Origin of the sequence: Fulvimonas soli (genome assembly GCF_003148905.1) — a bacterium.
GTDB classification, from domain to species: domain Bacteria; phylum Pseudomonadota; class Gammaproteobacteria; order Xanthomonadales; family Rhodanobacteraceae; genus Fulvimonas; species Fulvimonas soli.
Map to the genome: position 1 here is coordinate 79,225 of NZ_QGHC01000009.1, position 22,874 is coordinate 102,098.

Annotated in this window: 20 protein-coding genes; 10 read left to right on the forward strand and 10 right to left on the reverse strand. The window is 73.1% G+C overall.

The window, feature by feature from the left end:
* Positions 1-121 precede the first annotated feature (121 nt).
* Positions 122-853, reverse strand: a complete 732-nt coding sequence (locus C7456_RS12810) for a TetR/AcrR family transcriptional regulator (RefSeq protein WP_245889862.1) — start codon at positions 851-853, stop codon at positions 122-124.
* Between C7456_RS12810 and C7456_RS12815 the strand changes: the two genes are divergently transcribed.
* Positions 845-2,371, forward strand: a complete 1,527-nt coding sequence (locus tag C7456_RS12815; protein WP_109724171.1) for an FAD-dependent monooxygenase — start codon at positions 845-847, stop codon at positions 2,369-2,371. The genes C7456_RS12810 and C7456_RS12815 overlap by 9 nt on opposite strands.
* Positions 2,372-2,537: 166 nt before the next feature.
* Here C7456_RS12815 and C7456_RS12820 read toward each other — a convergent pair whose 3' ends face one another.
* A complete protein-coding gene (locus C7456_RS12820; RefSeq protein ID WP_109724172.1) occupies positions 2,538-3,611 on the reverse strand; it encodes an NAD(P)-dependent alcohol dehydrogenase in 1,074 nt (357 codons plus the stop codon).
* Between the two features lie 211 nt (positions 3,612-3,822).
* On the opposite strand from C7456_RS12820, the gene ubiM reads away from it, so the two are divergent.
* Positions 3,823-5,091: a 5-demethoxyubiquinol-8 5-hydroxylase UbiM gene (gene ubiM / locus C7456_RS12825; protein ID WP_109724174.1), complete on the forward strand. Its 1,269-nt coding sequence runs from the start codon at positions 3,823-3,825 to the stop codon at positions 5,089-5,091.
* Between the two features lie 272 nt (positions 5,092-5,363).
* On the opposite strand, the gene C7456_RS12830 is transcribed toward ubiM, so the two are convergent.
* Positions 5,364-6,008, reverse strand: coding sequence for a hypothetical protein (locus C7456_RS12830; RefSeq protein WP_109724175.1), 645 nt, complete (start codon positions 6,006-6,008; stop codon positions 5,364-5,366).
* Between the two features lie 108 nt (positions 6,009-6,116).
* Here C7456_RS12830 and C7456_RS12835 point away from each other — a divergent pair, with 108 nt between their 5' ends.
* A complete protein-coding gene (locus C7456_RS12835) occupies positions 6,117-6,821 on the forward strand; it encodes a glutathione S-transferase N-terminal domain-containing protein (protein WP_109724177.1) in 705 nt (234 codons plus the stop codon).
* 109 nt (positions 6,822-6,930) lie between these two features.
* The gene (locus C7456_RS12840) at positions 6,931-7,083 is read left to right on the forward strand and encodes a hypothetical protein (RefSeq protein ID WP_109724178.1); all 153 of its coding nucleotides are present in this window, start codon (positions 6,931-6,933) and stop codon (positions 7,081-7,083) included.
* 103 nt (positions 7,084-7,186) lie between these two features.
* Here C7456_RS12840 and C7456_RS12845 read toward each other — a convergent pair whose 3' ends face one another.
* Positions 7,187-9,403, reverse strand: coding sequence for a penicillin acylase family protein (locus C7456_RS12845; RefSeq protein ID WP_109724180.1), 2,217 nt, complete (start codon positions 9,401-9,403; stop codon positions 7,187-7,189).
* A gap of 221 nt (positions 9,404-9,624) precedes the next feature.
* Between C7456_RS12845 and C7456_RS12850 the strand changes: the two genes are divergently transcribed.
* Positions 9,625-10,053, forward strand: coding sequence for a VOC family protein (locus C7456_RS12850; protein WP_109724181.1), 429 nt, complete (start codon positions 9,625-9,627; stop codon positions 10,051-10,053).
* Positions 10,054-10,100: 47 nt separating this feature from the next.
* Here the strand turns inward: C7456_RS12850 and C7456_RS12855 are convergent, their stop codons facing one another.
* On the reverse strand, positions 10,101-10,934 hold the full coding sequence (locus C7456_RS12855; protein WP_109724183.1) for a DUF4097 family beta strand repeat-containing protein: 834 nt from the start codon (positions 10,932-10,934) through the stop codon (positions 10,101-10,103).
* Positions 10,935-11,025: 91 nt separating this feature from the next.
* Positions 11,026-11,700 (reverse strand): pyrimidine 5'-nucleotidase, encoded by a 675-nt coding sequence (yjjG, locus tag C7456_RS12860; RefSeq protein ID WP_211306322.1) that lies wholly within the window; start codon positions 11,698-11,700, stop codon positions 11,026-11,028.
* 208 nt (positions 11,701-11,908) lie between these two features.
* On the opposite strand from yjjG, the gene C7456_RS12865 reads away from it, so the two are divergent.
* Both C7456_RS12865 and C7456_RS12870 read left to right on the forward strand, forming a co-directional pair.
* Complete coding sequence (locus C7456_RS12865) at positions 11,909-12,685, forward strand: iron-containing redox enzyme family protein (protein ID WP_109724187.1); 777 nt, start codon at positions 11,909-11,911, stop codon at positions 12,683-12,685.
* 63 nt (positions 12,686-12,748) lie between these two features.
* Complete coding sequence (locus tag C7456_RS12870) at positions 12,749-15,493, forward strand: putative bifunctional diguanylate cyclase/phosphodiesterase (protein WP_109724188.1); 2,745 nt, start codon at positions 12,749-12,751, stop codon at positions 15,491-15,493.
* 273 nt (positions 15,494-15,766) lie between these two features.
* Here C7456_RS12870 and msrA read toward each other — a convergent pair whose 3' ends face one another.
* The gene (gene msrA / locus C7456_RS12875) at positions 15,767-16,471 is read right to left on the reverse strand and encodes a peptide-methionine (S)-S-oxide reductase MsrA (RefSeq protein WP_109724190.1); all 705 of its coding nucleotides are present in this window, start codon (positions 16,469-16,471) and stop codon (positions 15,767-15,769) included.
* A 119-nt stretch (positions 16,472-16,590) separates the two neighbouring features.
* Here msrA and C7456_RS12880 point away from each other — a divergent pair, with 119 nt between their 5' ends.
* Positions 16,591-17,403, forward strand: coding sequence for an arylamine N-acetyltransferase family protein (locus C7456_RS12880; RefSeq protein WP_109724191.1), 813 nt, complete (start codon positions 16,591-16,593; stop codon positions 17,401-17,403).
* A 3-nt stretch (positions 17,404-17,406) separates the two neighbouring features.
* On the opposite strand, the gene C7456_RS12885 is transcribed toward C7456_RS12880, so the two are convergent.
* The 3 genes from C7456_RS12885 to C7456_RS12895 form a co-directional block, all read right to left on the reverse strand.
* Entirely contained in the window at positions 17,407-17,634 is a 228-nt protein-coding gene (locus C7456_RS12885; RefSeq protein WP_109724192.1) for an RNA-binding S4 domain-containing protein, read from the reverse strand.
* Positions 17,635-17,755: 121 nt separating this feature from the next.
* Positions 17,756-18,184: a guanyl-specific ribonuclease gene (locus C7456_RS12890; RefSeq protein WP_109724193.1), complete on the reverse strand. Its 429-nt coding sequence runs from the start codon at positions 18,182-18,184 to the stop codon at positions 17,756-17,758.
* Between the two features lie 167 nt (positions 18,185-18,351).
* Complete coding sequence (locus C7456_RS12895) at positions 18,352-19,191, reverse strand: DUF72 domain-containing protein (RefSeq protein ID WP_109724194.1); 840 nt, start codon at positions 19,189-19,191, stop codon at positions 18,352-18,354.
* A 117-nt stretch (positions 19,192-19,308) separates the two neighbouring features.
* Between C7456_RS12895 and C7456_RS12900 the strand changes: the two genes are divergently transcribed.
* Both C7456_RS12900 and C7456_RS12905 read left to right on the forward strand, forming a co-directional pair.
* On the forward strand, positions 19,309-20,976 hold the full coding sequence (locus tag C7456_RS12900) for a serine hydrolase (protein WP_109724196.1): 1,668 nt from the start codon (positions 19,309-19,311) through the stop codon (positions 20,974-20,976).
* Positions 20,977-21,232: 256 nt separating this feature from the next.
* Positions 21,233-22,867 (forward strand): alpha/beta hydrolase, encoded by a 1,635-nt coding sequence (locus C7456_RS12905; protein ID WP_109724197.1) that lies wholly within the window; start codon positions 21,233-21,235, stop codon positions 22,865-22,867.
* The last annotated feature ends 7 nt before the right edge of the window (positions 22,868-22,874 follow it).

A 22,874-nucleotide genomic window follows, 5' to 3' on the forward strand; every position in this document is an offset into this window, starting at 1 on the left:
TGCACGTGGCGGCGATGGTGAGGCGTTTCTATCGATGGCACTCGGCCAGAGGCCCTTGCGAAGGCTTCCGTTCGGACCGTCCGTCGGCAGGTGCCGCCCGCATTGATCCGCCGGCGATGCCTCAGGCGTATGGCGTCCCGGCGAGCGCGGCGTTGACGCCGGCGAAGCCGCGTTCCATCACGCGCACGAACGCCGCCGCGGGCTTCCGGCGCTCGCGGAAGGCGCGCAGCGCCTCGCCGTAGGCGACCACCAGCGTGCCCATCAGCATCGCCGCCGCGAGACGGGCATCGGGGTCGGCGGGCGGCCTGTCCGCCGCGTCGGACAGCATGCCTGCAAGGTCGTCGGCGAGCGTCACCTGGAGCTCGCGCGCGCGCGTCGTGAGCGCCGGACTCTCCGCGACGGTGCGCCAGAACCGGATGGGCCGCCCGGTGATCCGGAACAGGGGATGCTGCTTCTCCACCAGCGTGCGCACCAGCGCCTGGAAGGCGCGGACCGGCGGCTGCCTGCCGCGGCCGGCGAGCGCCTCGCGCACCAGGGCGCGCGCTTCCTCCTCGCGGTCGAAGACCAGGTCCTCCTTGCGGGGGAAGTAGTTGAACACCGTCTTGCGGGCGACGGCCGCCTCGCGCGCGATCTCGGCGACCGAGACCTTTTCGAAGCCGCGCTCGACGAACAGGCGCGTGGCGACGTCCGAGATCGCCTGGCGCGTCGCCGCCTTCTTGCGGTCCCGGCGCCCGGGACGGTCTGGCGTGGGAAGGTTCATGCCCAGAAATTTATACTGAGTGTAAGATTCGTGCCATGACGAGCCGGTATCCCGCCGGCCCGGCTCCCGTTCGAGGGTATCGCCTTGGTCCATGACGTCGTGATCGCCGGAGCCGGCCCGGTCGGCTTGTTCCTTGCCTGTGAGCTGCGCCTCGCGGGTCTCGCCGTGCTGGTGCTGGAGCAGGCAGGGGACCCGCATTCCCCCTTGAAGGAGCTGCCGTTCGGCATGCGCGGCCTGTCGGCGCCGACGATCGAGGCCCTCGACCGCCGCGGCCTGCTGCACGCCGTGGCGGCGCTGCCGCTTTCGAAGGACGGCCCGGGCGGCCGCGCACCGGCCGCGGCGCACTGGATGGACCAGCCCCGCCGCGCGGCCGGCCATTTCGCCGGCATCCCGTTCTACCACGACAGGATCGACGCCTCGAAATGGCAGTACCGCCTGCCGGGGCCGGCCGGCACCAGCATGGCGGTCACCATGCAGTGGCTCGAATCCGTCCTGGCCGCCCGCGCGGATGCGCTGGGGGTCGAGATCAGGCGCGGCCTCGGCGTCGTGGGCTTCGATCCATCGGACGACGAGGTGGCCGTCCATACGGACAGCGGGACGTTCCGCGGGCGCTGGCTGGTCGGCTGCGACGGCGGCCGCAGCACGGTCCGCAAGGCCGGCGGCTTCGAGTTCTCCGGCACCGATCCCGAGTTCACCGGCTATTCCGTCGAGGTCGACTTGGCCGACCCGGACAAGCTCCGCGCGGGCCGCCACTACACGCCGACGGGCATGTACACCTACGCGCGGCCCGGGACGATCGCGGTGGTGGAGTTCGACGACGGCGCCTTCCACCGGACCCGACCGATCACGCCCGAGCACGTGCAGGCGGTGTTGCGCCGCGTCTCCGGCGCCGATGCCGGCGTGACGGCCCTGCGGCTAGCGACGACCTGGACGGATCGCGCCTGCCAGGCGACCGCCTACCGCCGCGGGCGGGTGCTGCTCGCGGGCGACGCCGCGCACATCCATTCGCCCCTGGGCGGCCAGGGGCTCAACCTCGGGCTCGGCGACGCGATGAACCTCGGATGGAAGCTCGCCGCCACCCTCCGCGGCGACGCACCGGCCGGCCTGCTCGACACCTATGCGGGCGAGCGGCAGCCGGTCGGGGCGCAGGTGCTCGACTGGTCGCGCGCGCAGGTCGCGCTGATGCGGCCGAGCCGGAGCTCGCGCGCGCTCGAGGCCATCGTCCGCGACCTCATCGACACGCGCGACGGCGCGACCTATTTCGCCGAGCGCGTGTGGGGCGTCGCTCTCCGCTACGACCTTGGCGACAGCCATCCGCTCGTGGGGCGCAGCGCGCCCGACTTCGCGCTGGCCGACGGGACCCGGCTCGGCGAGCGCCTCAGGACGGGCAGGGGCCTGCTGCTGGACTTCGACGCCGGCGCGCCGCTGCGGGCGCTGGCGGGACGCTGGGGCGACCGGGTCGCCCATGTCGCCAGCGACGCGGAGGACCGGCTGGGCCTGAGCGCCGTGCTCGTACGGCCCGACGGCGTGGTCGCCTGGGCCGCCGAGGCCGCGCCCGATCCCGAGGAGGCGGCCCGGGCCGCTTCGCGATGGTTCGGCGAGCCTGCATAGGTGCGTGAGCGCGACGGGGCTGCGCCATGCAGGCGCTCTCGCGCCCGCGGTTTCCTTGCGGCCACCCGGGTGGCGGCGATGGGCGATCGCTCGGGAATGACGGACGCCCTGCGCCGCGTCCGCCGGAAGCCGCGGCCGCCTTCCCTGGCGGCGCGCGCGGGGTTCCTCAGGCGGCCGCCTTCGCCTCTTCCTTCAGCGTCGCCATGTCGATCACGAAGCGGTACTTCACGTCGCTCTTGAGCATGCGCTCGTAGGCCCGGTTGATGTCGCGCATGGCGATCGTCTCGATGTCGGAGACGATGCCGTGCTCGGCGCAGAAGTCCAGCATCTCCTGCGTCTCGCGGATGCCGCCGATCAGCGAGCCGGCGATCGCGCGGCGCTTCATGATCAGGTTGAACACCGTGGGCGAGGGATGCGGATGCTCCGGCGCGCCCACCAGGCACAGCGTGCCGTCGCGCTTGAGCAGGGCGAGGAACGGGTCGAGGTCGTGCGGCGCGGCCACGGTGTTGACGATCAGGTCCAGGCTGCTGGCGTGCCTGGCCATCTGCGCCGGGTCGCGGGAGATCACCACCTCGTCGGCGCCCAGGCGCTTGGCGTCGGCCTCCTTGCCGGGCGAGGTGGTGAACAGCACCACGTGCGCGCCCATCGCATGGGCCAGCTTCACGCCCATGTGGCCGAGGCCGCCCAGGCCGACGATGCCCACCTTCTTGCCGGGGCCGGCGTTCCAGTGGCGCAGCGGCGAGTAGGTGGTGATGCCGGCGCACAGCAGCGGGGCCACCGCGGCGAGCTGGCTCCTGTCGTGCTTGATGCCCAGCACGAACTTCTCGTGCACCACGATCTTGTCGGAATAGCCGCCGTAGGTGTTGCCGCCGTCCTCCTGCGCCGGGCCGTTGTAGGTGCCGGTGAAGCCGTTCTCGCAGTACTGCTCCAGGCTCTCAGCGCAGGCGTCGCAGCGCTGGCAGCTGTCCACCATGCAGCCCACGCCCACGGTGTCGCCCACCTCGAACCTGCTCACCGCGTCGCCCACGGCGGTGACGGTGCCGACGATCTCGTGGCCGGGCACGGAGGGGTAGAGGGTGTTCTTCCACTCGTTGCGCGCGGTGTGCAGGTCCGAGTGGCACACGCCGCAGTAGAGGATGTCGATCTGCACGTCGTGCGGCCCGGGCGTGCGGCGCTCGATGACGAACGGCGCGAGCGGCTGGGTCGCCGACTGGGCAGCGTAGGCATACGTCTTGGTCATGCAAGGTCTCCTGCAAGGGGGAGCGTCGGGGCCGGGCGCGACCTGCCCGGCATGGCGCGAGGCCATCCGGGGAGCGTGTGGGCGCGTGCGACGATCACAAGGGGGCGCGTCCCGTCCGCATTTTCTTCCGTCGCGCATTTGACCGGGATCAGCGTGGCGCCGCGGCGCCGGCGCTAGCCTGCGGCGGATTCTGGCGGCAGGGAAACGGGGCATGTCCTACGACATCGTGGTGGCCGGCGCGGGCCCGGCGGGGTTGTGCTTCGCGCGCGCGCTGGCCGGCAGCGGGCTGCGCGTGGCGCTGGTCGAGCGGCAGCCGGAGGCGGCGCTGGCGCAGCCGGCCGACGACGGGCGCGAGATCGCCATCACCCACCGCTCGCGGCGGCTGCTGGAGACGCTGGGCCTGTGGCGGCACCTGCGCGCGGAGGAGATCGGCGTGCTGCGCGACGCCCTGGTGATCGACGGCGACGCGCGCGGCGGCCTGCGCTTCCGCCACCAGGACGGCGGCCGGCCGCAGCTGGGCTGGCTGCTGTCCAACCACGCGATCCGCCGCGCGGCCTACGCCGAGGCCGCGGCGCTGCCGCAGGTGCGCCTGCTCGCCGGCGCGCAGGCGGGCGCGCTGCGCCTCGGCGACGAGGGCGTGGAGCTGTCGCTGGACGGCGGCGAGGTCCTGCGGGCGCGGCTGGCGGTCGCCGCCGACAGCCGCTTCTCGGCGCTGCGCCGCGCCGCCGGCATCGCGGCGGACATGCACGACTTCGGCAAGCTCATGCTGGTGCTGCGGATGCGCCACGACGCGCCGCACGAGGGCACCGCCTGGGAGTGGTTCGGCCGCGGGCAGACGCTGGCGCTGCTGCCGCTGCACGACCCGCACACCTCCTCGGTGGTGCTGACCCTGCCGCCGGGGCCGATGCAGGCGCTGCTGGCGCTGGACGACGCGGCGCTGGAGGCGCAGATGGCCGGGCGCTTCCGCCACCGCCTGGGCGCGATGCGCGTGGCCGGGCCGCGCTGCGCCTACCCGCTGGTCGGCGTGTACGCGCGCCGCTTCGCGGCGGAGCGCTTCGCGCTGCTCGGCGACGCGGCAGTGGGCATGCACCCGCTGACCGCGCACGGCTTCAACTTCGGCCTGCTCGGCGCGGCGACGCTGGCATGCGAGCTGCGCGCCGAGCTGGCGGCCGGCCGGCCGTTCTGGGAACGCGCGCCGCTGGCGCGCTACGAGCGCGCGCACCGGCTGGCCACCTGGCCGCTGTACCGCGCCACCCAGGCGCTGGCCGGGCTGTACACCGACGACCGCGCGCCGGCGCGCGCGCTGCGGCGGCTGGCGCTGGAGGCGGGCGCGCGGCTGCGGCCGTTCCGGCGCATGGTGGCGGCGGGACTGGCCGCGGAGGACGAGTCGCCGTCGCCGCTGCGGCGGCTGGCGTCGTTCCTGCCGGCGTGGCGCGCGCCGCTCTGCCTCCTCTCCCCTCCGGGGAGGGGATCGAGGTGAGGGGGCGGGGCCTGCGGTGGCGCTTCGTTCGGGCCGAGCCTTCTATCGTCAGGCAAGGAAGGCTGGGGCAAGAACGCCCCCTCGCCCCGACCCTCTCCCCGGAGGGGAGAGGGAGCAAAGTCGCTCATTCGAATCCGCGACGAACGCCGCGTGGCGCGGCGGGTGGTTTCGACGCCGCGCCCGTTGGGCGAAGGACGCCCGTCCGATGGTCGCGCCTGTCCGGCCGTTTGGCTGTCCAGCCGCCGGGGGCGGGGCGGGCGATCCACCGCCCCTCAGCGCATGCCGTGCATGCGGCGGATGCGCACCTTGGAGCCGCCCTCGTAGGTGACGACGTAGGTGGAGCCTTCGTGCGTCTCGCCCTGCACCTTCACCGGCGGCTCGTCGTAGGCCTTGTCGAGGCGTTCCTTGTCCAGCGCGGCCATCTCGCCCTCGGGGATCAGCGTCATCGGCGGGCTGACCTCGACGAACTGGTAGTAGTGCCCGCGGCAGGTCGCGCACTGGGCGCTGGTGAGCGGCAGCCGCTTGAGCCAGATGAAGTACTTGCTCTCGTGGGTGATCCAGATCCGGCTGCCGCTGTTGGTGGTGCGGCTGGCGGCGCCGTCGGCGTTCCACACGCGCACGATCGCCGCCCGCGTGCAGTCGGCCGTGGCGCATTCCTGCAGCACCAGGTACTCGTCGTCCTGCAGGTGCACCGGCTCGATGCTGAGGATGTCGTCCTTCGCCAGCGCCTGCGCCGGGAACACGACGTAGGGCATGCGCGGATCGACCTTGAAGTCGCCCGAGATCAGGTAGCCGCCGTGGGTGGAGGTGTAGGCGGGCGCGGTGACGTCGACGCCGGGCAGGTCGGTCCGCGTCTGCGCGGTCGCGGCGCCGGCGGAGGCCAGCATCAGCGGCAGGGCCAGGTTGCGCAGGTTCATCCGGATCTTCCTTGGCGGCGTGGAAGCGGAGTTTGCAGCGGTTTGCCGCCGCGTGCACGGGCCTGGGCTAACCTAGCGGCATCTCCCGTCTCCCCACGGAGCCCGTGCATGTCCGACCTGTCCGCCTTCCCGGTCACCCGCCGCTGGCCCACCCGCCATCCCGACCGCATCCAGCTCTACTCGCTCAACACGCCCAACGGCGTGAAGGCGTCGATCATGCTGGAGGAGACCGGGCTGCCATACGAGCCGCACCTGGTCGACATCATGCAGGACGAGAGCCACACGCCGGAGTTCCTGTCGCTCAACCCCAACGGCAAGATCCCGGCGATCATCGACCCGGACGGCCCGGGCGGGAAGCCGCTGGGCCTGTTCGAGTCGGGCGCGATCCTGCTGTACCTGGCCGACAAGACGAAGCAGTTCATCCCGGCCGACGCGGCGCGGCGCTGGGAAACCATCCAGTGGGTGTTCTTCCAGATGGCCTCGATCGGGCCGATGTTCGGCCAGGTCGGCTTCTTCCACAAGTTCGCCGGCAGGGAGTACGAGGACAAGCGCCCGCTCAAGCGCTACGTCGACGAGTCCAGGCGCCTGCTCGGCGTGCTGGACGGCCGCCTGGACGGCCGCGAGTGGATCATGGGCGGCGACTACACCATCGCCGACATCGCCACGCTGGGCTGGGTGAACAACCTGATCACCTTCTACGGGGCGCGCGAGCTGGTGGAGTTCGGCCGCTACGCCAACGTGGCCGCCTGGCTCGAGCGCGGCCTGGCGCGGCCGGCCGTGCAGCGCGGGCTGAAGATTCCCGGCCGGGACTGAGGGCGCGGCGCGGGCGGGCCGAGGCGGCGCGGCTTGCCGCACCTTTCACCGTGCGGTCACCCGGCGGTGACCGCCGGCCTGCGAGGATGCGCGCCAGGAGGGCAGCGCCATGATCCGCAAGCTCAAATCGGGCGAATACCGGCTGTACTCGCGCAAGAAGGATCCCGCCACCGGCAAGCGCCGCAACCTCGGCACCTTCGGCACGCGCGAGGCGGCCGAGAAGCACGAGCGCGCGGTGCAGTACTTCAAGCGGCACCACTGAGCCGCGAGCGACTGCGGGACGCGCGTGCGCGGCCCGGCCGCGCCGTCGCGCGCGGCGCGGGTTCCGCGCGTCCCCGCGCCGTGCCCGGGCGGCGCGCCGGCGCCTACTGGCCCGGGTGGTAGACCCGCTCGGTGTGGCCCTTCAGCTGCTCCGGCCAGAAGTACACCGCGCGCAGGTTGCCGGTGGTGTAGCGCTCGGCCTCGTCGTCGAAGTGCCTCGATTCCGGGTGGCCGCTCTCGCCGCCGGCGGTGATCGCGCGCGCCTGCACCCTGGGGCCGAATTCCACCACCGCCACGAAGCTGTTGCCGCTGGTGCCGTAGTAGCGCTTGGTGCCCGGCCAGCGGTGCGCGCCGAAGGAGGCCAGCGAGCCCCAGCGCGAGGAGACGAACGGCACCGGGATGCTCGGCCTGGCGTCGTCGAAGCGCTGCACGATGGCGCCGTCGTTGCGCTGGAAGCGGTTGATCTCGCCCCACGGCACGCCCCAGCTGCCGAAGTCCCGCTCCAGCCGGTCGACCGCCTCGGCCAGTGCCTTCAGGCGCGCCTGCGCGCCGGCCTTCTCGGCCATGATGTCGTACACCGACAGGCCCTCCGCGGTGTCGGTCTTGTCCACCTCGTCCCACAGCGTGTCGCCCCAGAACACCGCCAGCGAGGTGGGCATGGAGGCGATGCCCCAGCGGTAGTCCCAGTGGCGCAGCAGTGCGACCGGGCCGGCCAGCTTCTTCTTCAGCGGGTCGCCGGCGGGCAGGGCGTCGTAGTCGGCGACCAGCACCGGCAGCTGCCGCTCGAAGGCGGGCAGGTACGGGTCGAAGGCGGCGTCGATCAGCGAGGCCAGGGTGAAGTCGCGACGCCCGGACAGCACGCGGATGGCGTGCAGGCCGCGCGGGTTCTCGCCCACGCTGTCCATGTAGCGCGGGTAGTCCTCGCGCCTGGGGCTGTACGGGCCGGCGGCGGCGTAGGGCCAGTCGTTGGTGTTGAACACCCAGCCGTTGGGCGGGTTCAGCACGTGCGGCAGCTCGTCCAGCGCGTGCAGGCCGTGCCAGTCGGTGGCCGGGTCGCTGCCGTCCACCGGCCGGGTGTAGTCGAAGCGGTCGTCGCGGCGCGGGATGAACTGCGGGTGCAGGTAGGCGATCTCGCCCTTGTCGTCGGCGAACAGCGTGTTGTTGGAGGAGTTGGCCTTGAGCCCGGCCACCTTCATGTAGCCGGCGTAGTCGCTGGCCTTGGTGCGCAACCAGCTCTGCTGCAGCGCCTCGACCGGCTTGTTCATCAGCGCCAGCGCGATCCACTTGCCGTCGGCCGCGCGCACGACCGGGCCGTGGTGGGTGGCGTAGGTGGTGAAGCGCCGCTGCGCCATCGAGCCGTCCGCGGCGCGGTAGGGCACCGCGATCTCGCGCACCGTCACCGGGCGCAGCTCCCGGCCATAGCGGTAATAGAGCTTGCCGTCCTTGCGCACGATCGTCTCGGCGAACTCGTCCACCGCGTCGGCGCCGGTGGAGGTGTGCATCCAGCCGGCGTGCTCGTTGAAACCCTGGTAGACGAAGAACTGCCCCCAGGTCACCGCGCCGTACACGTCCAGCCCGTCGTCGCTGGACATCTGCAGCTCGCTGCGGAAGAAGAACGAGGTGTGCGGGTTGATCAGCAGCAGCGCGTGGCCGTCGGCGGTGAGCTTCGGCGCGATGGCGATGCCGTTGGAGCCGGTCGGCTCCGCCCAGCTCGGCGGCGCATCGGCGAAGGCCACGCGCTCGCCGGGCCGGCCGTAGAAGGCCTGAAGCTGCCTGAGCGAGGCGCGCTCGATGTCGCCGCCGATGCTGCCCTCGGTGAAGGACAGCGCCATCCACGGCTCGAAGCGGGCGATCACGCGCGGGTGCACGTCCGGGTGGGTGGCGAGGTACCCGTTGAGGCCGTCGGCCCAGGCGTCCATCAGCCGGCGCAGCCAGGCGGGGCTCCGCGCGTACAGCCGCTTCAGCTCGTCGGCGTCGACGAACATCCGCCGGCGCAGGTCCGACCACAGCGCGGACTCGCCCTCGGCCTGCGCCAGCCAGCCGAGCGCGTTGAGGTAGTTGGTCTCGACGCGGTTGAAGTCGTCCTCGGCCTGCGCGTAGGCCATGCCGAACACCGCATCGGCGTCGCTGCGGCCGTGCACGTGGGCGATGCCCCAGTCGTCGCGGGTGATCGTCACCGCCTGCGCCTCGCGCCGCCAGCGCGCCGGGTCGGGCGCGCCGGCGTGGACGGCGGCGGCGAGGCCGAGGGCGGCCAGCAGGGCGGCTGCGCGCCGCGCGCAGGCGCGGCGGGACGGACGGGCGGCGGGTTCGGGAGCGTGCATCGGCTTTCGGTCGGTGCGCCGCCGGCGCGGCGTCCTGCGCGGCGTCGGGCGGTCGGTGCCTTGGCGGAGCGGTCCATCGGCGCCAGGCGGGCCGGGCGGAACACTAGCAGGGATGGCGCCGCCGCATCCGCCAGCGCGCCTGTCGATCCCGGCGGCCGGCGTTCGTCGTGTCCGCGGAGGCCTGCTGCGGGCCTTCCCCTTTTCATCGACGAGGACATCCCATGCAGATCCAGCCTTACCTGTTCTTCGACGGCCGCTGCGAGCAGGCCATCGCGTTCTACCGCGAGGCGGTCGGCGCCCGGCTGCTGATGCTGATGCGCTACGGCGAGGCGCCGGGCGGCGCAGCGCAGTGCCCCGACGGCTCCACGCCGCCGGCGGACAAGGTGATGCACGCGGCCTTCCAGGTCGGCCAGAGCACGGTGCTGGCCTCGGACGGCTTCAGCCGCGGCCAGCCGGAGTTCAAGGGCTTCTCGCTCTCGCTCGGCACGGCGGACGACGCCGGGGCGAAGCGGGCGTTCGAGGCGCTGGCGGCAGGCGGCCAGGTGCAGGTGCCGCTGGGCCCCACCTTCTTCGCCTCCAGCTTCGGCATGCTGGTGGACCGCTTCGGCGTGGCGTGGATGGTGATGGCCTCGCCGCAGCCGGCGGCCTGAGCGCGGCGGCGCGCGAGCCGGCATGGCTCCCGCGCCGCACGGCCGCGTCAGTCGTCGCGCCTGGGCACGTCGACCGCGCCCTTGACGCCGTGGTAGGAGACGTCGCCGCTGCCGGTCGAGTGGACCGTCAGCCGGCCGCCGACGTCGTCGGCGTCGACGTCGCCGGAGCCGGTGCTACCCACCTCGGCGTCGCGGCCGATGTGGCGCAGCGAGATGTCGCCGGAGCCGGTGCCGCCGATCCGCACGCTGCCGCCCACGTTGAAGAAGCCGAGGTCGCCCGAGCCGGAGCGGCCCGCCTGCACGTCGCCGCGCACGCCGTCCACGTGCACGTCGCCGGAGCCGGTGCCGCGCAGCTCGACGCTGCCGACCTGGCTGGCGCGCGCGTCGGCCGAGCCCAGGCGCAGGGCCAGCGCGCCGGCGATGCGGTCGGCCTGCAGGTCGCCGGAGCCGGAGCTGAAGTCGAGCGAGGCGAGGTCGCTGGCGCGCACGTCGCCCGAGCCGCTGTCCACGGCGACGGCGAGCGCGGCCGGCACGCGCACCTGCAGCTTGAGGTAGGCGTAGCTGTCGCCGAACAGGCCGTAGTGGCTGCCGCTCTCGTTGCGCGCGTCCACGGTGGCGCGGTCGCCGGCGCGGCCGGTGGCGACCTTCAGGTCGTCCAGCCATTTCGCGTCCGAGGCGCAGGCGGTGCCGCGCACCTCGATCCGGGCCAGCCCGGGCACGCCCTGGATGTCCAGGTCGGCCGAGCCGAGGTTCAGCTGCACGCTCCTCAGGCCGGCGGCGTCGAGGTCGGCGTTGCGCGGCGCGGTGTACTTGCAGGGCGAGGCGGCGGCGGCCGCGAGCGGCAATGCGATCAGCAGCAGGGTGGCGGCGGTCTTGCGCATGGGGGGCTCCAGGTGGGACGACCTGGGCTTGGATGCGGCGTCCGCGCGCAGGGTTTAGCCGCGCGGGGCGTGACTTCCGGCAGGGGCGTGCTCAGCCCAGCAGCAGCGCCTGCAGCTCCGCCAGCGAGGCCACCTGGTGGTGCGGCGCGATGCCCTCCGGCGCGTCGTGGCCGTGCGCGTTGACCCAGCAGGTGCGCAGGCCGGCGTCGAGGCCGCCGCGGATGTCCGAGTGCGGGTTGTCGCCCACCATCAGCACGCGCTCGCGCGGCGGCCGGCCCATCAGCGCGAGGGCGTGCTCGAAGATGCGCACGTCGGGCTTGGCCACGCCCACCGCCTCGGAGATCACCAGCGGGAAGAAGGCGTGCTTCAGGCCGGTGCGCTCCAGCCGCAGCGTCTGCAGCGCGGTGAAGCCGTTGGTGACCAGGCCCATGCGCACCCTGCCGGCGAGCGCCCGCAGCAGCTCGGCGGCGCCGGGCAGCAGCGCGCAGGTGTCGGCCATCGCCGCGAGGAAGGCGTCGTTGAGCTCGCCCGGCGGCACGCCGAGCCGCTCGGCCCAGGGGCGGAAGCGCGCGGCCTGCAGCTCGGCCGCGCCGATCCGGCCGTCCTGGTAGTCCACCCACAGCGGCCGGTTGAGCTCCTGGTAGCGCGCGTAGTCGTCCTCGCCGAAGTCGACGCCGTAGTGCGCGAACGCCAGCCGCAGCCCCTGGCGGGCGTCGAAGTGGAACAGGGTGTCGTCGGCGTCGAACAGGATCCAGACGTAGTCCACGGCGTCTCCGGAGCGGGCGGGGCGGACGCGATGGTCGCACATGGATGCCCGGCCTTCCGCGCCGCGCCGGGCTCCGGCGTCGCCGGCCGGGGACGCCGGCCCGCTATCGCCGGCCCCGCCGGGTGATCACTATGGACGTCCCGGTGCCGTCCGGCACCGGGCGCCGCCGTCCGGCGGCGATACATCCCTTGCCACGGAGTGATTTCCCATGAACACCAGTTTCGAGCGTACGGGCCCGCTGACCGAACTCGCCAGCTATCCGCAGTGGGCGCAGGACATGGTGGCCGACTGCGCAAGCACCAGGCAGCGCGTGCTCGACCACGAGATCTGGCGGCTGATGATGGCGCTGGAGCTCGACGAGGAGTCCACCTACAACTTCATGGCCGGGCTGTGGCCGTTCATCGAGCGCTTCCCCGGCTTCATGGCGCTGAACCTGCTCAAGACCCGCTACGGGCGCAGCCCCGGCGACAACCTGGCGCGGCGCTGGCTGGTGCGCAACATCCGCGTCGAGCAGAATCACGCCGAGTACTGGCTGAACTGGGCCGAGGGCGCCGGGGTGCCGCGCGCCCGGCTGCTGCACGAGAACCCGCCGCACGGCACCGACGGGCTGACGCGCTGGTGCGAGGAGGTCAGCGCGCACGACAGCCTGGCTGCGGGAATGGTCGCGACCAACTACGCTATCGAAGGCGTGACGGGGGAGTGGGCCCAGATGATCTACCAGAGCACCCGGTACACCGAGAGCTTCGACCCGGCGATCCGCGCGTCGAGCCTGCGCTGGCTGCAGCTGCACGCCGCCTACGACGACACCCACCCGTGGGAGGCGCTGGAGATCGTCTGCACGCTGCTGGGCCACCGGCCCTCGGCCGAGGAGGTGGCCCACCTCGCCGAATGCGTCAAGCGCAGCTACACGAGCATGATCATGCTGGGCGACCGCTGCATCAGGACGTGCCGCGGCCGGCGGGCAATGGGCGGGGTGGCGGCTTAAACTGCGCGCCCCCACGGAATCCCGAGCGAATGACCGCGTCAGCCGTCCCAACCTGGAGCACCGATGCGCGGCGCGGCTGACGTCCCGAAGCCGCCGCGCCATCCCGCGCGGCGCCTGCTGCCGCTGGCCTACGCGCTGGCGGTGGCGGTCGCGCTGGTGATGGCGCTGACCTGGGGCGTGCTGCAGGTGCAGGTCACGCTCGCCGGCTTCCTCAACAGCGAGAGCGTCTGGTCCAAGGCGCAGAAGCAGGCGGTGATCGACCTGGACGGCTACGCCCTGGACGGCGACGCGCGCGACCTGGACGGCTTCCGCCGCAACGCCGGCCTGCTCGCCGCGGACCGCTGGGGGCGCGACGCCATCGTCTCCGGCCGTTTCCGCCAGGAGGAGCTCGACCGGGTGTTCGTGCAGGGCAACGTCATGCCGGCGGCCAAGCCCGGCATGACCTTCATCATGCGGCACTTCCCGGATGCGCCGCACATCCGCCAGGCGCTGGACGCCTGGCGCTCCACCGACGCGCCGCTGGCCGAGCTGGACGGCATCGCCGGCGAGCTGCAGCGCGCCTGGGCCGCCGGGCGGCCTTCCGCCGGCGAGATCGCGCGCCAGCGCGGCCGCATCCGCGCGATCAACGATTTCGTCGAGCCGCGCACCAAGCTGTTCTCGGTCGAGGTGGTCCGCGGCGCGGTGTGGCTGGGCGAGCTGCTGTTCTGGGCCGTGCTCGGCGCGTTCGGCCTGGCGGCGCTGCTGTGGCTGTGGATGGCGCGCCGCACGCTGCAGGACATCCACGGCGGCGAGGAGCGCTACCGCCTGCTGTTCGACAGCGCCCCCGCGGCCATCCTGATGGTGGACGACGCCGACGGCGTGGTCATCGACGCCAACCGCATGGCCACGCAGTGGACCGGCCGCGCGCGCGAGGCGCTGCTCGGCCGGCCGTTCGACCGGCTGTTCGAGATGCCGCCGGACGCGCGCGGCATCGGCATGCTGCGCGGCGCGGACGGGGCGGCGCGCCCGGTCGAGGCGGTCAGCAGCATGGTCGCCTGGGGCGCGCGGACGGTGCGCCAGGTGATCGTGCGCGACCTCAGCGAGCGCTTCAGCATGGAGCAGGAGCGGCGCATCGCCGCCGAGGCGCTGGCCAGCATCGCCGAGGGCGTGATCATCGCCGACGCCGGGCGCCGCATCGTGGCGACCAACGCCGCGCACGACCGCATCACCGGCTTCCCGCCGCAGAGCCGGCTGGGCCGCCCGCTGGACGAGACGCGCAGCCTGCCGGACGGCTCGCCGCTGCCCGCCGGGGTGTGGGAGACGGTGGACCGCCAGGGCCACTGGCAGGGCGAGGTGCTGAGCCGGCGCATCGACGGCGGCAGCTATCCCGAGCTGCTCGGCATCAGCGCGATCCGCGACGGCCTGCAGCGCATCCAGCACTACGTGGCGGTGTTCAGCAACATCAGCGTGGCGAAGGCCAACCAGCAGCGGCTGGAGCACCTGGCCACGCACGACCCGCTGACCGGCCTGGTCAACCGCGCCGAGTTCGAGCGGCGCTGCGCCCGCGCGATCGCCGCGGCCGACGCCGAGCGGCGCGCGGTGGCGGTGCTGTTCGTCGACCTGGATGCGTTCAAGGTGGTCAACGACAGCTACAGCCACGCGGTGGGCGACCGCCTGCTGGCGCAGGTGGCCGAGCGCATGGTGCGCGAGCTGCCGCCCGGCAGCGTGGCCGGGCGCATCGGCGGCGACGAGTTCACCGTGCTGGTCGCCGGGCTGGAGGCGCGCGAGCAGGCCATGCCGCTGGCGCAGCGCCTGCTCGCCGTGCTCAGCGAGCCGCTGTGGGTGGACGACTACGAGATCGTGCTGAGCGCCAGCATCGGCATCGCCGGCTACCCGCTGGACGGCGAGGACGCCACCATGCTGATCGCCAACGCCGACGCGGCGATGTACGTGGCCAAGAGCGAGGAGCGCAACGCCGCGCGGCTGTACTCGCCGATGATGCAGGCCGCCGCGCGGCGCCGGCTGGCGCTGGCGACGGAGCTGCGCCGCGCGCTGGCGAAGGACGAGTTCCGGCTGGTCTACCAGCCGAGCGTGGAGCTGCGCAGCGGGCGCATCGTGGCGGTGGAGGCGCTGCTGCGCTGGCATCACCCGGAGCGCGGCGAGATCCTGCCCGGCGAGTTCATCCCGCTGGCCGAGCGGCTGGGCCTGATCCGGCACATCGACGAGTGGGTGCTGGACGCGGCCTGCGCGCAGATGCGCCGCTGGATCGACGCCGGGCTGCCGCCGCTGCGCGTGGCGGTGAACGTCTCGGCCAGCTGGTTCGGCCATCCCGGCTTCATCGCCGGCGTGCGCGAGCGCATCGCCACCTGGCGCATGCCGTCCGACCGCCTGCTGCTGGAGATCACCGAGGGCGCGATCCTGCAGCTGGGCGACGACCTGCAGCGCACCATGCGCGCGCTGCACGAGATGGGCGTGGGCGTGGCGATCGACGACTTCGGCACCGGCTATTCCTCGCTGAGCTACCTCAAGCTGCCGGCGATCGCCTGCCTGAAGATCGACCAGAGCTTCGTCGCCGGCCTGCCGGACAGCGCCAACGACGCGGCCATCGTGGAGGCCATGCTGGCGCTGTCGGGCAACCTCGGCCTCTACGCCATCGCCGAGGGCATCGAGAACGAGGCGCAGCACGCCTTCCTGCTGCGCGCCGGTTGTGCGGAGGGGCAGGGCTACCTGTACTCGCGCCCGGTGAGCGTGGCGGAGGTGGAGCGCATGCTGCGCCGCCGGCCCGATCCCAACCCGTTCCGCCTGCACCTGGTGCCGCCGGCCGGCTGAGTTCCCGCGGCGCGGGGCAACGGTTTGCCGCCATCCCTGCTGCGGGACTCCCGCTCATTGCGGAAAACCTCACGGTCGTCATTCCGGCGCGGGGCGGAATCCAGCGGCGATCACGCCGGCTCTGGTCGCAAGTCACCGGATTCCGGCTTCTTGCGCCGGAATGACGAGCAAAAAAACCATGGCGGCACGAGGCGGCGGTCCGACGTGCCGGTGGCGACGAGCCTGTTCAAGCCACGCGGTTTGCGCTTGTCCGGTCGCTCCGCCAGGCGACGTTCAGTGCAGCTCGACCCGCACCACCTCCCGCTCCGGCCGGTACAGCGCGGGCAGCAGCCGCTGCAGGCGCGCCACCTTGGGCGCGTCGTTGTAGACGATGTAGCTGTCGTCCGGGTGCCGCCGCGCGTAGTCCTGGTGGTAGGCCTCGGCCACGTAGAACGCCTTCAGCGGCGCCAGCTGCGTCACGACCGGCGCGTCGAACGCATGCGCCGCGCCGAGCTGCGCGATGTAGGCGGCGGCCACCCGGCGCTGGGCCCCGTCGGCGTAGAAGATCGCCGAGCGGTACTGCGTGCCCGCGTCCGGGCCCTGCCGGTTGAGCTGGGTGGGATCGTGCGCCACCGCGAAGAACACCTTGAGCAGCTGGCCGTAGCTGACCTGGCGCGGGTCGTAGAGGATCTTCACCGACTCGGCATGGCCGGTGTCGCCGTCGCTGACCCGCTCGTAGCTCGCGGTGGCCGCGTCGCCGCCGCTGTAGCCGGCCCACACCCGCCGCACCCCCTTCACGTGCTCGAACACCGCCTGCATGCCCCAGAAGCAGCCGCCGGCCAGCACGGCGACCTGCTCGCCGGGGTTCGCGGGCGGCGGGTCCAGCGCCGGGTCGGGCAAGGATGCGCTGCGGCCGGCGGAGGCGGCGCTGCACGCGCCGACCAGGGCCGCGAGCAGCGCGGCGCACAGGCGGGAGGCGGGGCGGTGGCGGATCGGCATGGCGTTCTCCTTCGGCGGTGCGGGGCCGATGACTCTCGCCGGGTGGTTCGCCGCGGGGCGCGCCGCGGTTACCTCGCCGCCGATGGTAGATTGCCGGAGCCTTCCCCGCCGGACCGCCGATGCGCTTCGCCCTCGACCTCGACGCCTACCTGCACCGCATCGGCCATGCCGGGCCGGCGGCGCCGGACCTGGCGACGCTGCGCGCGCTGGCGCTGGCGCACGCCATGGCGATCCCCTACGAGAACCTCGACCCGCTGCTCGGCCTGCCGGTGGACCTGGACCCGGCGGCGCTGGAGGACAAGCTGGTGCACGGCGGCCGTGGCGGCTACTGCTTCGAGCACAACCTGCTGTTCGCCGAGGCGCTGCGCGCGGTCGGCTTCGCGCCGGTCGGGCTGATCGCGCGCGTGCTGTGGAACCGGCCGGAGGACGCGGTCACCGCGCAGACCCACATGCTGCTCCGGGTGCCGCTGGACGGCGCGGACTGGCTGGTCGACGTCGGCTTCGGCAGCATGACCCTCACCGGCGCGCTGCGCCTGGCGCCGGACGCGGCGCAGGCCACGCCGCACGGGCCGTTCCGCCTGCTGCGACAGGGCGACGGGTGGCGCATGCAGGCGCAGGTGCTCGGCGAGTGGCGCTCGCTGTACCGCTTCGATCTGCACCCGTGCGAGCGGATCGACTACGAGGTGAGCAACCACTACGTCTCCACGCACCCGCAGTCGCAGTTCGTCCAGACCCTGGCGGCGGCGCGCTGCACGCCGGACGCGCGGCTGGCGCTGCGCAACCGCGAGTTCGCGGTGCACCCGCTCGGCGGCGCCACCGAGCGCTGCACGCTGGCGCGCCCGGAGCAGATCCTGCACGTGCTGGAGAGCGAGTTCCGCATCCGCCTGCCGCGGCATCCGGGGCTGGAGCGGCGGCTGGCCGCGCTGCCCTGAGCGTCAGCGCGGCGCGCGCACGCGGATCAGCACGCCGTCCAGCTCGACCCGCTGGCCCGCGTGGATCTTGCAGGTCTTGCGCAGCTCCACCCGGCCGTCCACCCGCACCGCGCCGCCGGCGACGAGCGCCTTGCCGGCGCCGCCGCTGTCGCACAGGCCCACCAGCTTGAGCAGCTGGTTGAGTTCGACGTGGTCGCGGCCGGGGGCGAGTTCGAAGTCGAGCGGCTGCATGGGAGGGTTCCGCGGGTCGGGGCGGCGAGTATGGCGGTTTTCGTTCGGGATGGAGCCATCGCGGCCGGCGGCCGCTCCCACAGGGCTGCGGCAAGCCGGCGGCCGCCGGCCGCGATGCCCGCTACGGCTCGAAGCGCCGGAAGCTGCGGTAGTGGTCGCCGGTGTAGTAGTACTCGCGCGGCGGCGTGCCGCCGGTGATGATGCGCCGCGCGCCGCGGTCGCGCGCGCCCGGCGTCTCCACCGTGTACTCGTGGTAGTAGCCGCGCGGCCGTGCCGGCAGCAGCCCCTCGTAGTTGCCGAACACCGCACCGTCCTGGCGGTGCGGGAACGGGCCGCCCCGCGCGATCAGCCGCAGCGTGTCGGCGGCCTCGGGCGGCAGGAAGTCCGGCCGCGTGCCCGTGCGTGCGGGCGCGGCCGCGCCGGCTCCGGCGGCAGCCGTCGCGGCGCCGCCCATCGTGGTCGGCGCGACGTGCGGCTGGCGCTGCCAGAACCAGGCGGCGCCGAGCAGCAGCACCAGCAGGAGGACGGAGGTCAGGCGCTTGGAGGACATGGCGGGCGCTCGTCGACGGCAGGCCGGCAGTGTAGGGCAGGCGCGGCGCTCAGGCTCTCGGAGCCTGTTCACGATCTACCGTCGGTCCGGCTATTCCCTCTCCGTCGTTCCTGCTTTCGCTGGGATGACGTTCCATGGGGGGATACTTGGAGATCGTGAACAGGCGCTCAGGCGTCCACCCGCGCCTGCAATGCCATTGCAGCGGCCGGGTTGCGCTCCTTCGCGGCGCTGATGAAGAACACGAACACCTCGCGCGGCGCGCCGTCCGGCCGCGCGGGCGCGACGTGCGGGAGTGCGTCGCAGTCGCCGCCGTCCGCCCAGCGGCGCGCGCGCCGCGCCCAGGCGTCCAGCTCGGCGGCGGGATAGCCGGTGGCGACGTCGGCGCGGCTGCGCATCAGCCGCGCGTAGACGAAACCGCCGGTGAGGTCGGCCAGCGACGGGTAGTCGGGCGAGTCGGTGAACACCGTGGGCACGCCGTGCGCGCGGGCCAGCTCCACGTAGCTTTCGCACAGGAAGCTCGGGTGGCGCACCTCCAGCACGTGGCGCAGCGGCCGTCCGTCCAGCTCGCGCGGCAGCGCGTCGAGGAAGGCGGCCAGGTCGTCGCGCTCGAACGGGCGCACGGGCGGCAGCTGCCAGTTGACCGGACCCAGCCGCGCGCCGAACTCGGCCAGCCCGCCGAACAGGAAGCCGCGCACGCCGCGTGCGGCCTCGGCCAGCCTGCGGCCCTCGGTGACCGCGCGCGGCGCCTTCAGCGCGAACACGAAGTCCTCCGGCGTCTGCGCCGCCCACCTGGCGTACACGGCCGGCGTCTGCGCGCGGTAGTAGGTGCTGTTGATCTCCAGCGCGCGCAGCCGGCGGCTGGCGTATTCCAGCTCGCGCCGCTGCACCAGCCCGGCCGGGTAGAAGTTGTCGCGCCAGGGCGCGTAGTTCCAGCCGCCGATGCCGGCGCGGATGCGCGGGTGCGGCGCGGCGGGGGCGGCGAAGAGGTCGTCGGTGGCGTGGGGCATGGCCTGGGAGCGTGTGCGGGGCGGGGCGATCTTGCCACGCGGGGATGACCTCCGGGACTGGCCTCTCCCGCGGTTTGCCGCGATAGTGGCGCATTTTCCGACACGGGGAGCCTATCGATGACCCAGCGATTCCCGCTCCGGCGGCTGGCCGGCGGCGTCCTGCTCGCGTTCGCCGCCGGCGCCTTCGCGCAGTCCGCGCCCACCGCCGCGCCCGCGCCCGATACCGGCGCGCAGGCGCAGCCCGCGCGCCCGGCCGGGCTGGCCGACTTCGACGCCTACGTGGAGAAGGTGCGCCGGACTTTCGACGTGCCCGGCATCGCCGTGGCCGTGGTCAAGGACGGCAAGGTGGTGCTGGAGCAGGGCTTCGGCCTGCGCGAGCTGGGCAAGCCGGAGAAGGTGGACGCGCGCACGCTGTTCGCCATCGCCTCCAACACCAAGGCGTTCACCGCCGCGGCGCTGCAGATGCTGGCCGAGGACGGCAAGCTGAAGATGGACGACCGCGTGATCGACCACCTGCCGTGGTTCCAGATGGCCGATCCCTACGTCACCCGCGAGATGCGCATCCGCGACCTGCTGGCGCACCGCAGCGGCCTCAGCCTCGGCGCGGGCGACCTCCTGTACTGGCCGCCGACCAGCTACAGCACCAGGGAAGTGGTCGAGCGGCTGCGCCACGTGCCGATCAGGAACGGCTTCCGCAGCGGCTACGCCTACGACAACATCCTGTTCGCGGTGGCCACGCTGGTGATCGAGCAGGCCTCCGGCCAGAGCTACGCCGACTTCGTCCGCGAGCGCATCTTCAAGCCGGTGGGCATGGACGAGTCGCTGGTGGACATGACCTACTTGAAGCCCGGCATGGACTACGCCATGGGCCACGCCAAGGCCGACTTCAAGGACCTGAAGCCGGTGCCGCCGATGGCCTGGACCAACGACCCCGGCGCCGGCGGCATCTACGCCAGCGCGCACGACCTGGCCAAGTGGATGAACGTGCAGCTCGCCGGCGGCGCGCTACCCGGCGCCGATGCGGACGGCAAGCCGCGCCGGCTGTTCTCCGAGGACAGCCAGCGGCAGATGTGGTCGATGCTCACCCCGATCGCCGTCGGCAAGCCGCCGATCCCGGAGCTGGCGCCGGTGATGCCGCACTTCTACGGCTACGGCGAGAGCTGGTTCCTGTCCGACTACCGCGGCCAGCGGCTGGTCTGGCACACCGGCGGCTGGCCGGGCATGGTCTCGCGGCTCACCCTGGTGCCGGAGCAGCACCTGGGCGTGGTGGTGCTGACCAATGCCGAGTCCGGCGCCGCCTTCAACGCGGTGACCTACCGCGTGCTCGACGCCTACCTCGATCCGGGCAGCCGGACCGACTGGGCCGCGGTGTACGACAAGGCGGTGAAGAAGGCCGAGGCCAACGCCGACGACAGCTGGCGCAAGCACCTGGCCGCGCGCGACGCCAGGTCGAAGCCCTCGCTGCCGCTGGCCAGGTACGTAGGCACCTACCGCGACCCGTGGTACGGCGACGTGGTCGTGAGCCAGGAGGGCGGCCGGCTGCGCCTGCGCTTCGGCAAGACCGCGCAGCTGGTCGGCACGATGGAGCCGTGGCAGCACGACACCTTCACCGTGCGCTGGGACGATCGCACGCTCAACGCGGACGCCTTCTTCAGCTTCGCGCTGGACGCGGACGGCCATATCCGCGAGGCGCGCATGGAGCCGATCTCGCCGCTCACCGACTTCAGCTTCGACTTCCAGGACCTGCGCCTGGCGCCGGTGGAGGCGAAGGGCGAGGGGCATTGAGCAGCGGGCGCGCCTCGGCGCGTGGCCTCGCGGAAGCAGGAACCGGCCGCCTGCAAAAGCAGGCGCCGGCAAAAGCCGTGCGTCATTCCCGCGCAAGCGGGAATCCATCGGCTCTTGCCGGTCCGGAGTCACTGGATTCCCGCCTGCGCGGGAATGACGCACGACAAGGGAACGACGGCCGGAAAGACGACGGACGAGCAGAAACGGTGACGGCGGCGGGCCGCCGTCGCCCACGCCTCCCGACAGGAGCCATGCCATGTTGAAGCACATCCTCCGCGGCGCGCCGGCGCTGCTCTGCGCCACCCTGCTGGCCACGGCGGCCTGGGCGCGCGAGGCGCCGTCGTCGGCGCACCAGCTGTTCCGCGTCACGCTGGACAAGGCGACCGCGCAGCGGCCCGCCGCCGGCCGCCTGCTGCTGTTCGCCACCGAGGCCAAGGCCGCGCGCGCGGCGGCGAAGGACGGCAAGGTCGAGGCGGTCGACGTCAATCCGTTCGCGCCGACCAGCACGGCGATCGCCGCGCGCGACGTGGCGCGCCTCGCGCCCGGCGGCGAGGTGCTGCTGGACGCCGACGACACGGCCTTTCCCGCGGCCTTCTCCAAGCTGCCGCCCGGCGACTACCTGGTGCAGGCGGTGCTCGACGTCAACCACGACTACAACTACCGCGGCCGTTCCGGCGGCGACCTGCTGAGCAAGGTGGTGGAGGTGCGCCTGCCGGCCGCCGCCGCGCCGGAGCTCGCGCTCGTGGATGCCGTGCCGGCCCGCCAGCCGTGGAACATCCCGGCGCGCTACATGAGCGAGGCGACGAAGAAGCACCTGGACGAGGCGCGCCGCGCCACGCAGCCGCTCGACTTCGTCAGCCCGGCGCTGAGCGCGTTCTGGGGCCGGCCGATCCACCTGCGCGGCTGGGTGGTGCTGCCGCCGGGCTACGATCCGAAGTCGCACGCGACCTACCCGGTGGTGTACTTCACCCACGGCTACGGCGCCGATGCGGTCACGCTGTCCGGCAGCGCCGCGATGGTCTACGGCGCGATGGCGGAGCGGCAGATGCCGCCGATGATCTGGGTGATGCTCGACCAGTCAAGCCCCACCGGCACGCACGAGTTCGCCGACTCGGTGAACAACGGGCCGTGGGGACAGGCGCTCACCGCCGAGCTGATCCCGGCGCTGGAGGCGCGGTACCGCATGGACGCGCGCGCCGCCGGGCGCTTCCTCACCGGCCATTCCTCCGGCGGCTGGGCCACGCTGTGGCTGCAGACGCGCTACCCGAAGGTGTTCGGCGGCACCTGGTCCACCTCGCCCGATCCCAGCGACTTCCACGACTTCACCGGCGTGGACCTGTACGCGCCGCACGCCAACGTGTACCGCGGCGCGGACGGCGCGCCGCACCCGCTGGTGCGCGACCACGGCAAGGTGATGGCCAGCTACGCGGACTTCGCGCGGATGGAGCGGGTGCTCGGCCCCTACGGCGGGCAGATGGCCTCGTTCGAATGGGTGTTCTCGCCGCGCGGGCCGGACGGCCGCCCGCTGCCGATGTTCGACCGCGACACCGGCGCGGTCGACCCGGCGGTGGTCGCCTACTGGGGCGAGCACTACGACATCGCGCGGCGCCTGAAGGAGCACTGGCCGGAGCTGAAGCCCGACCTCGACGGCAAGATCCACCTCTACGTGGGCACCGCCGACACCTTCTACCTGGACGGCGCCGCGCACCGGCTCAAGGCGGTGCTGGACGGACTGGGCGCGAAGTCGGACATCCGCTTCCTCCCCGACCGCACGCACTTCGACCTGTTCGTGCAGGGCGAGGACCGCCAGGCGCTGCTCAAGCGGATCGCGTGGGACATGTACGCGCAGGCGCGTCCCGGCGCGGCGCTGGGGCCGGCGGCCGCGCCCTGAGCCCGGC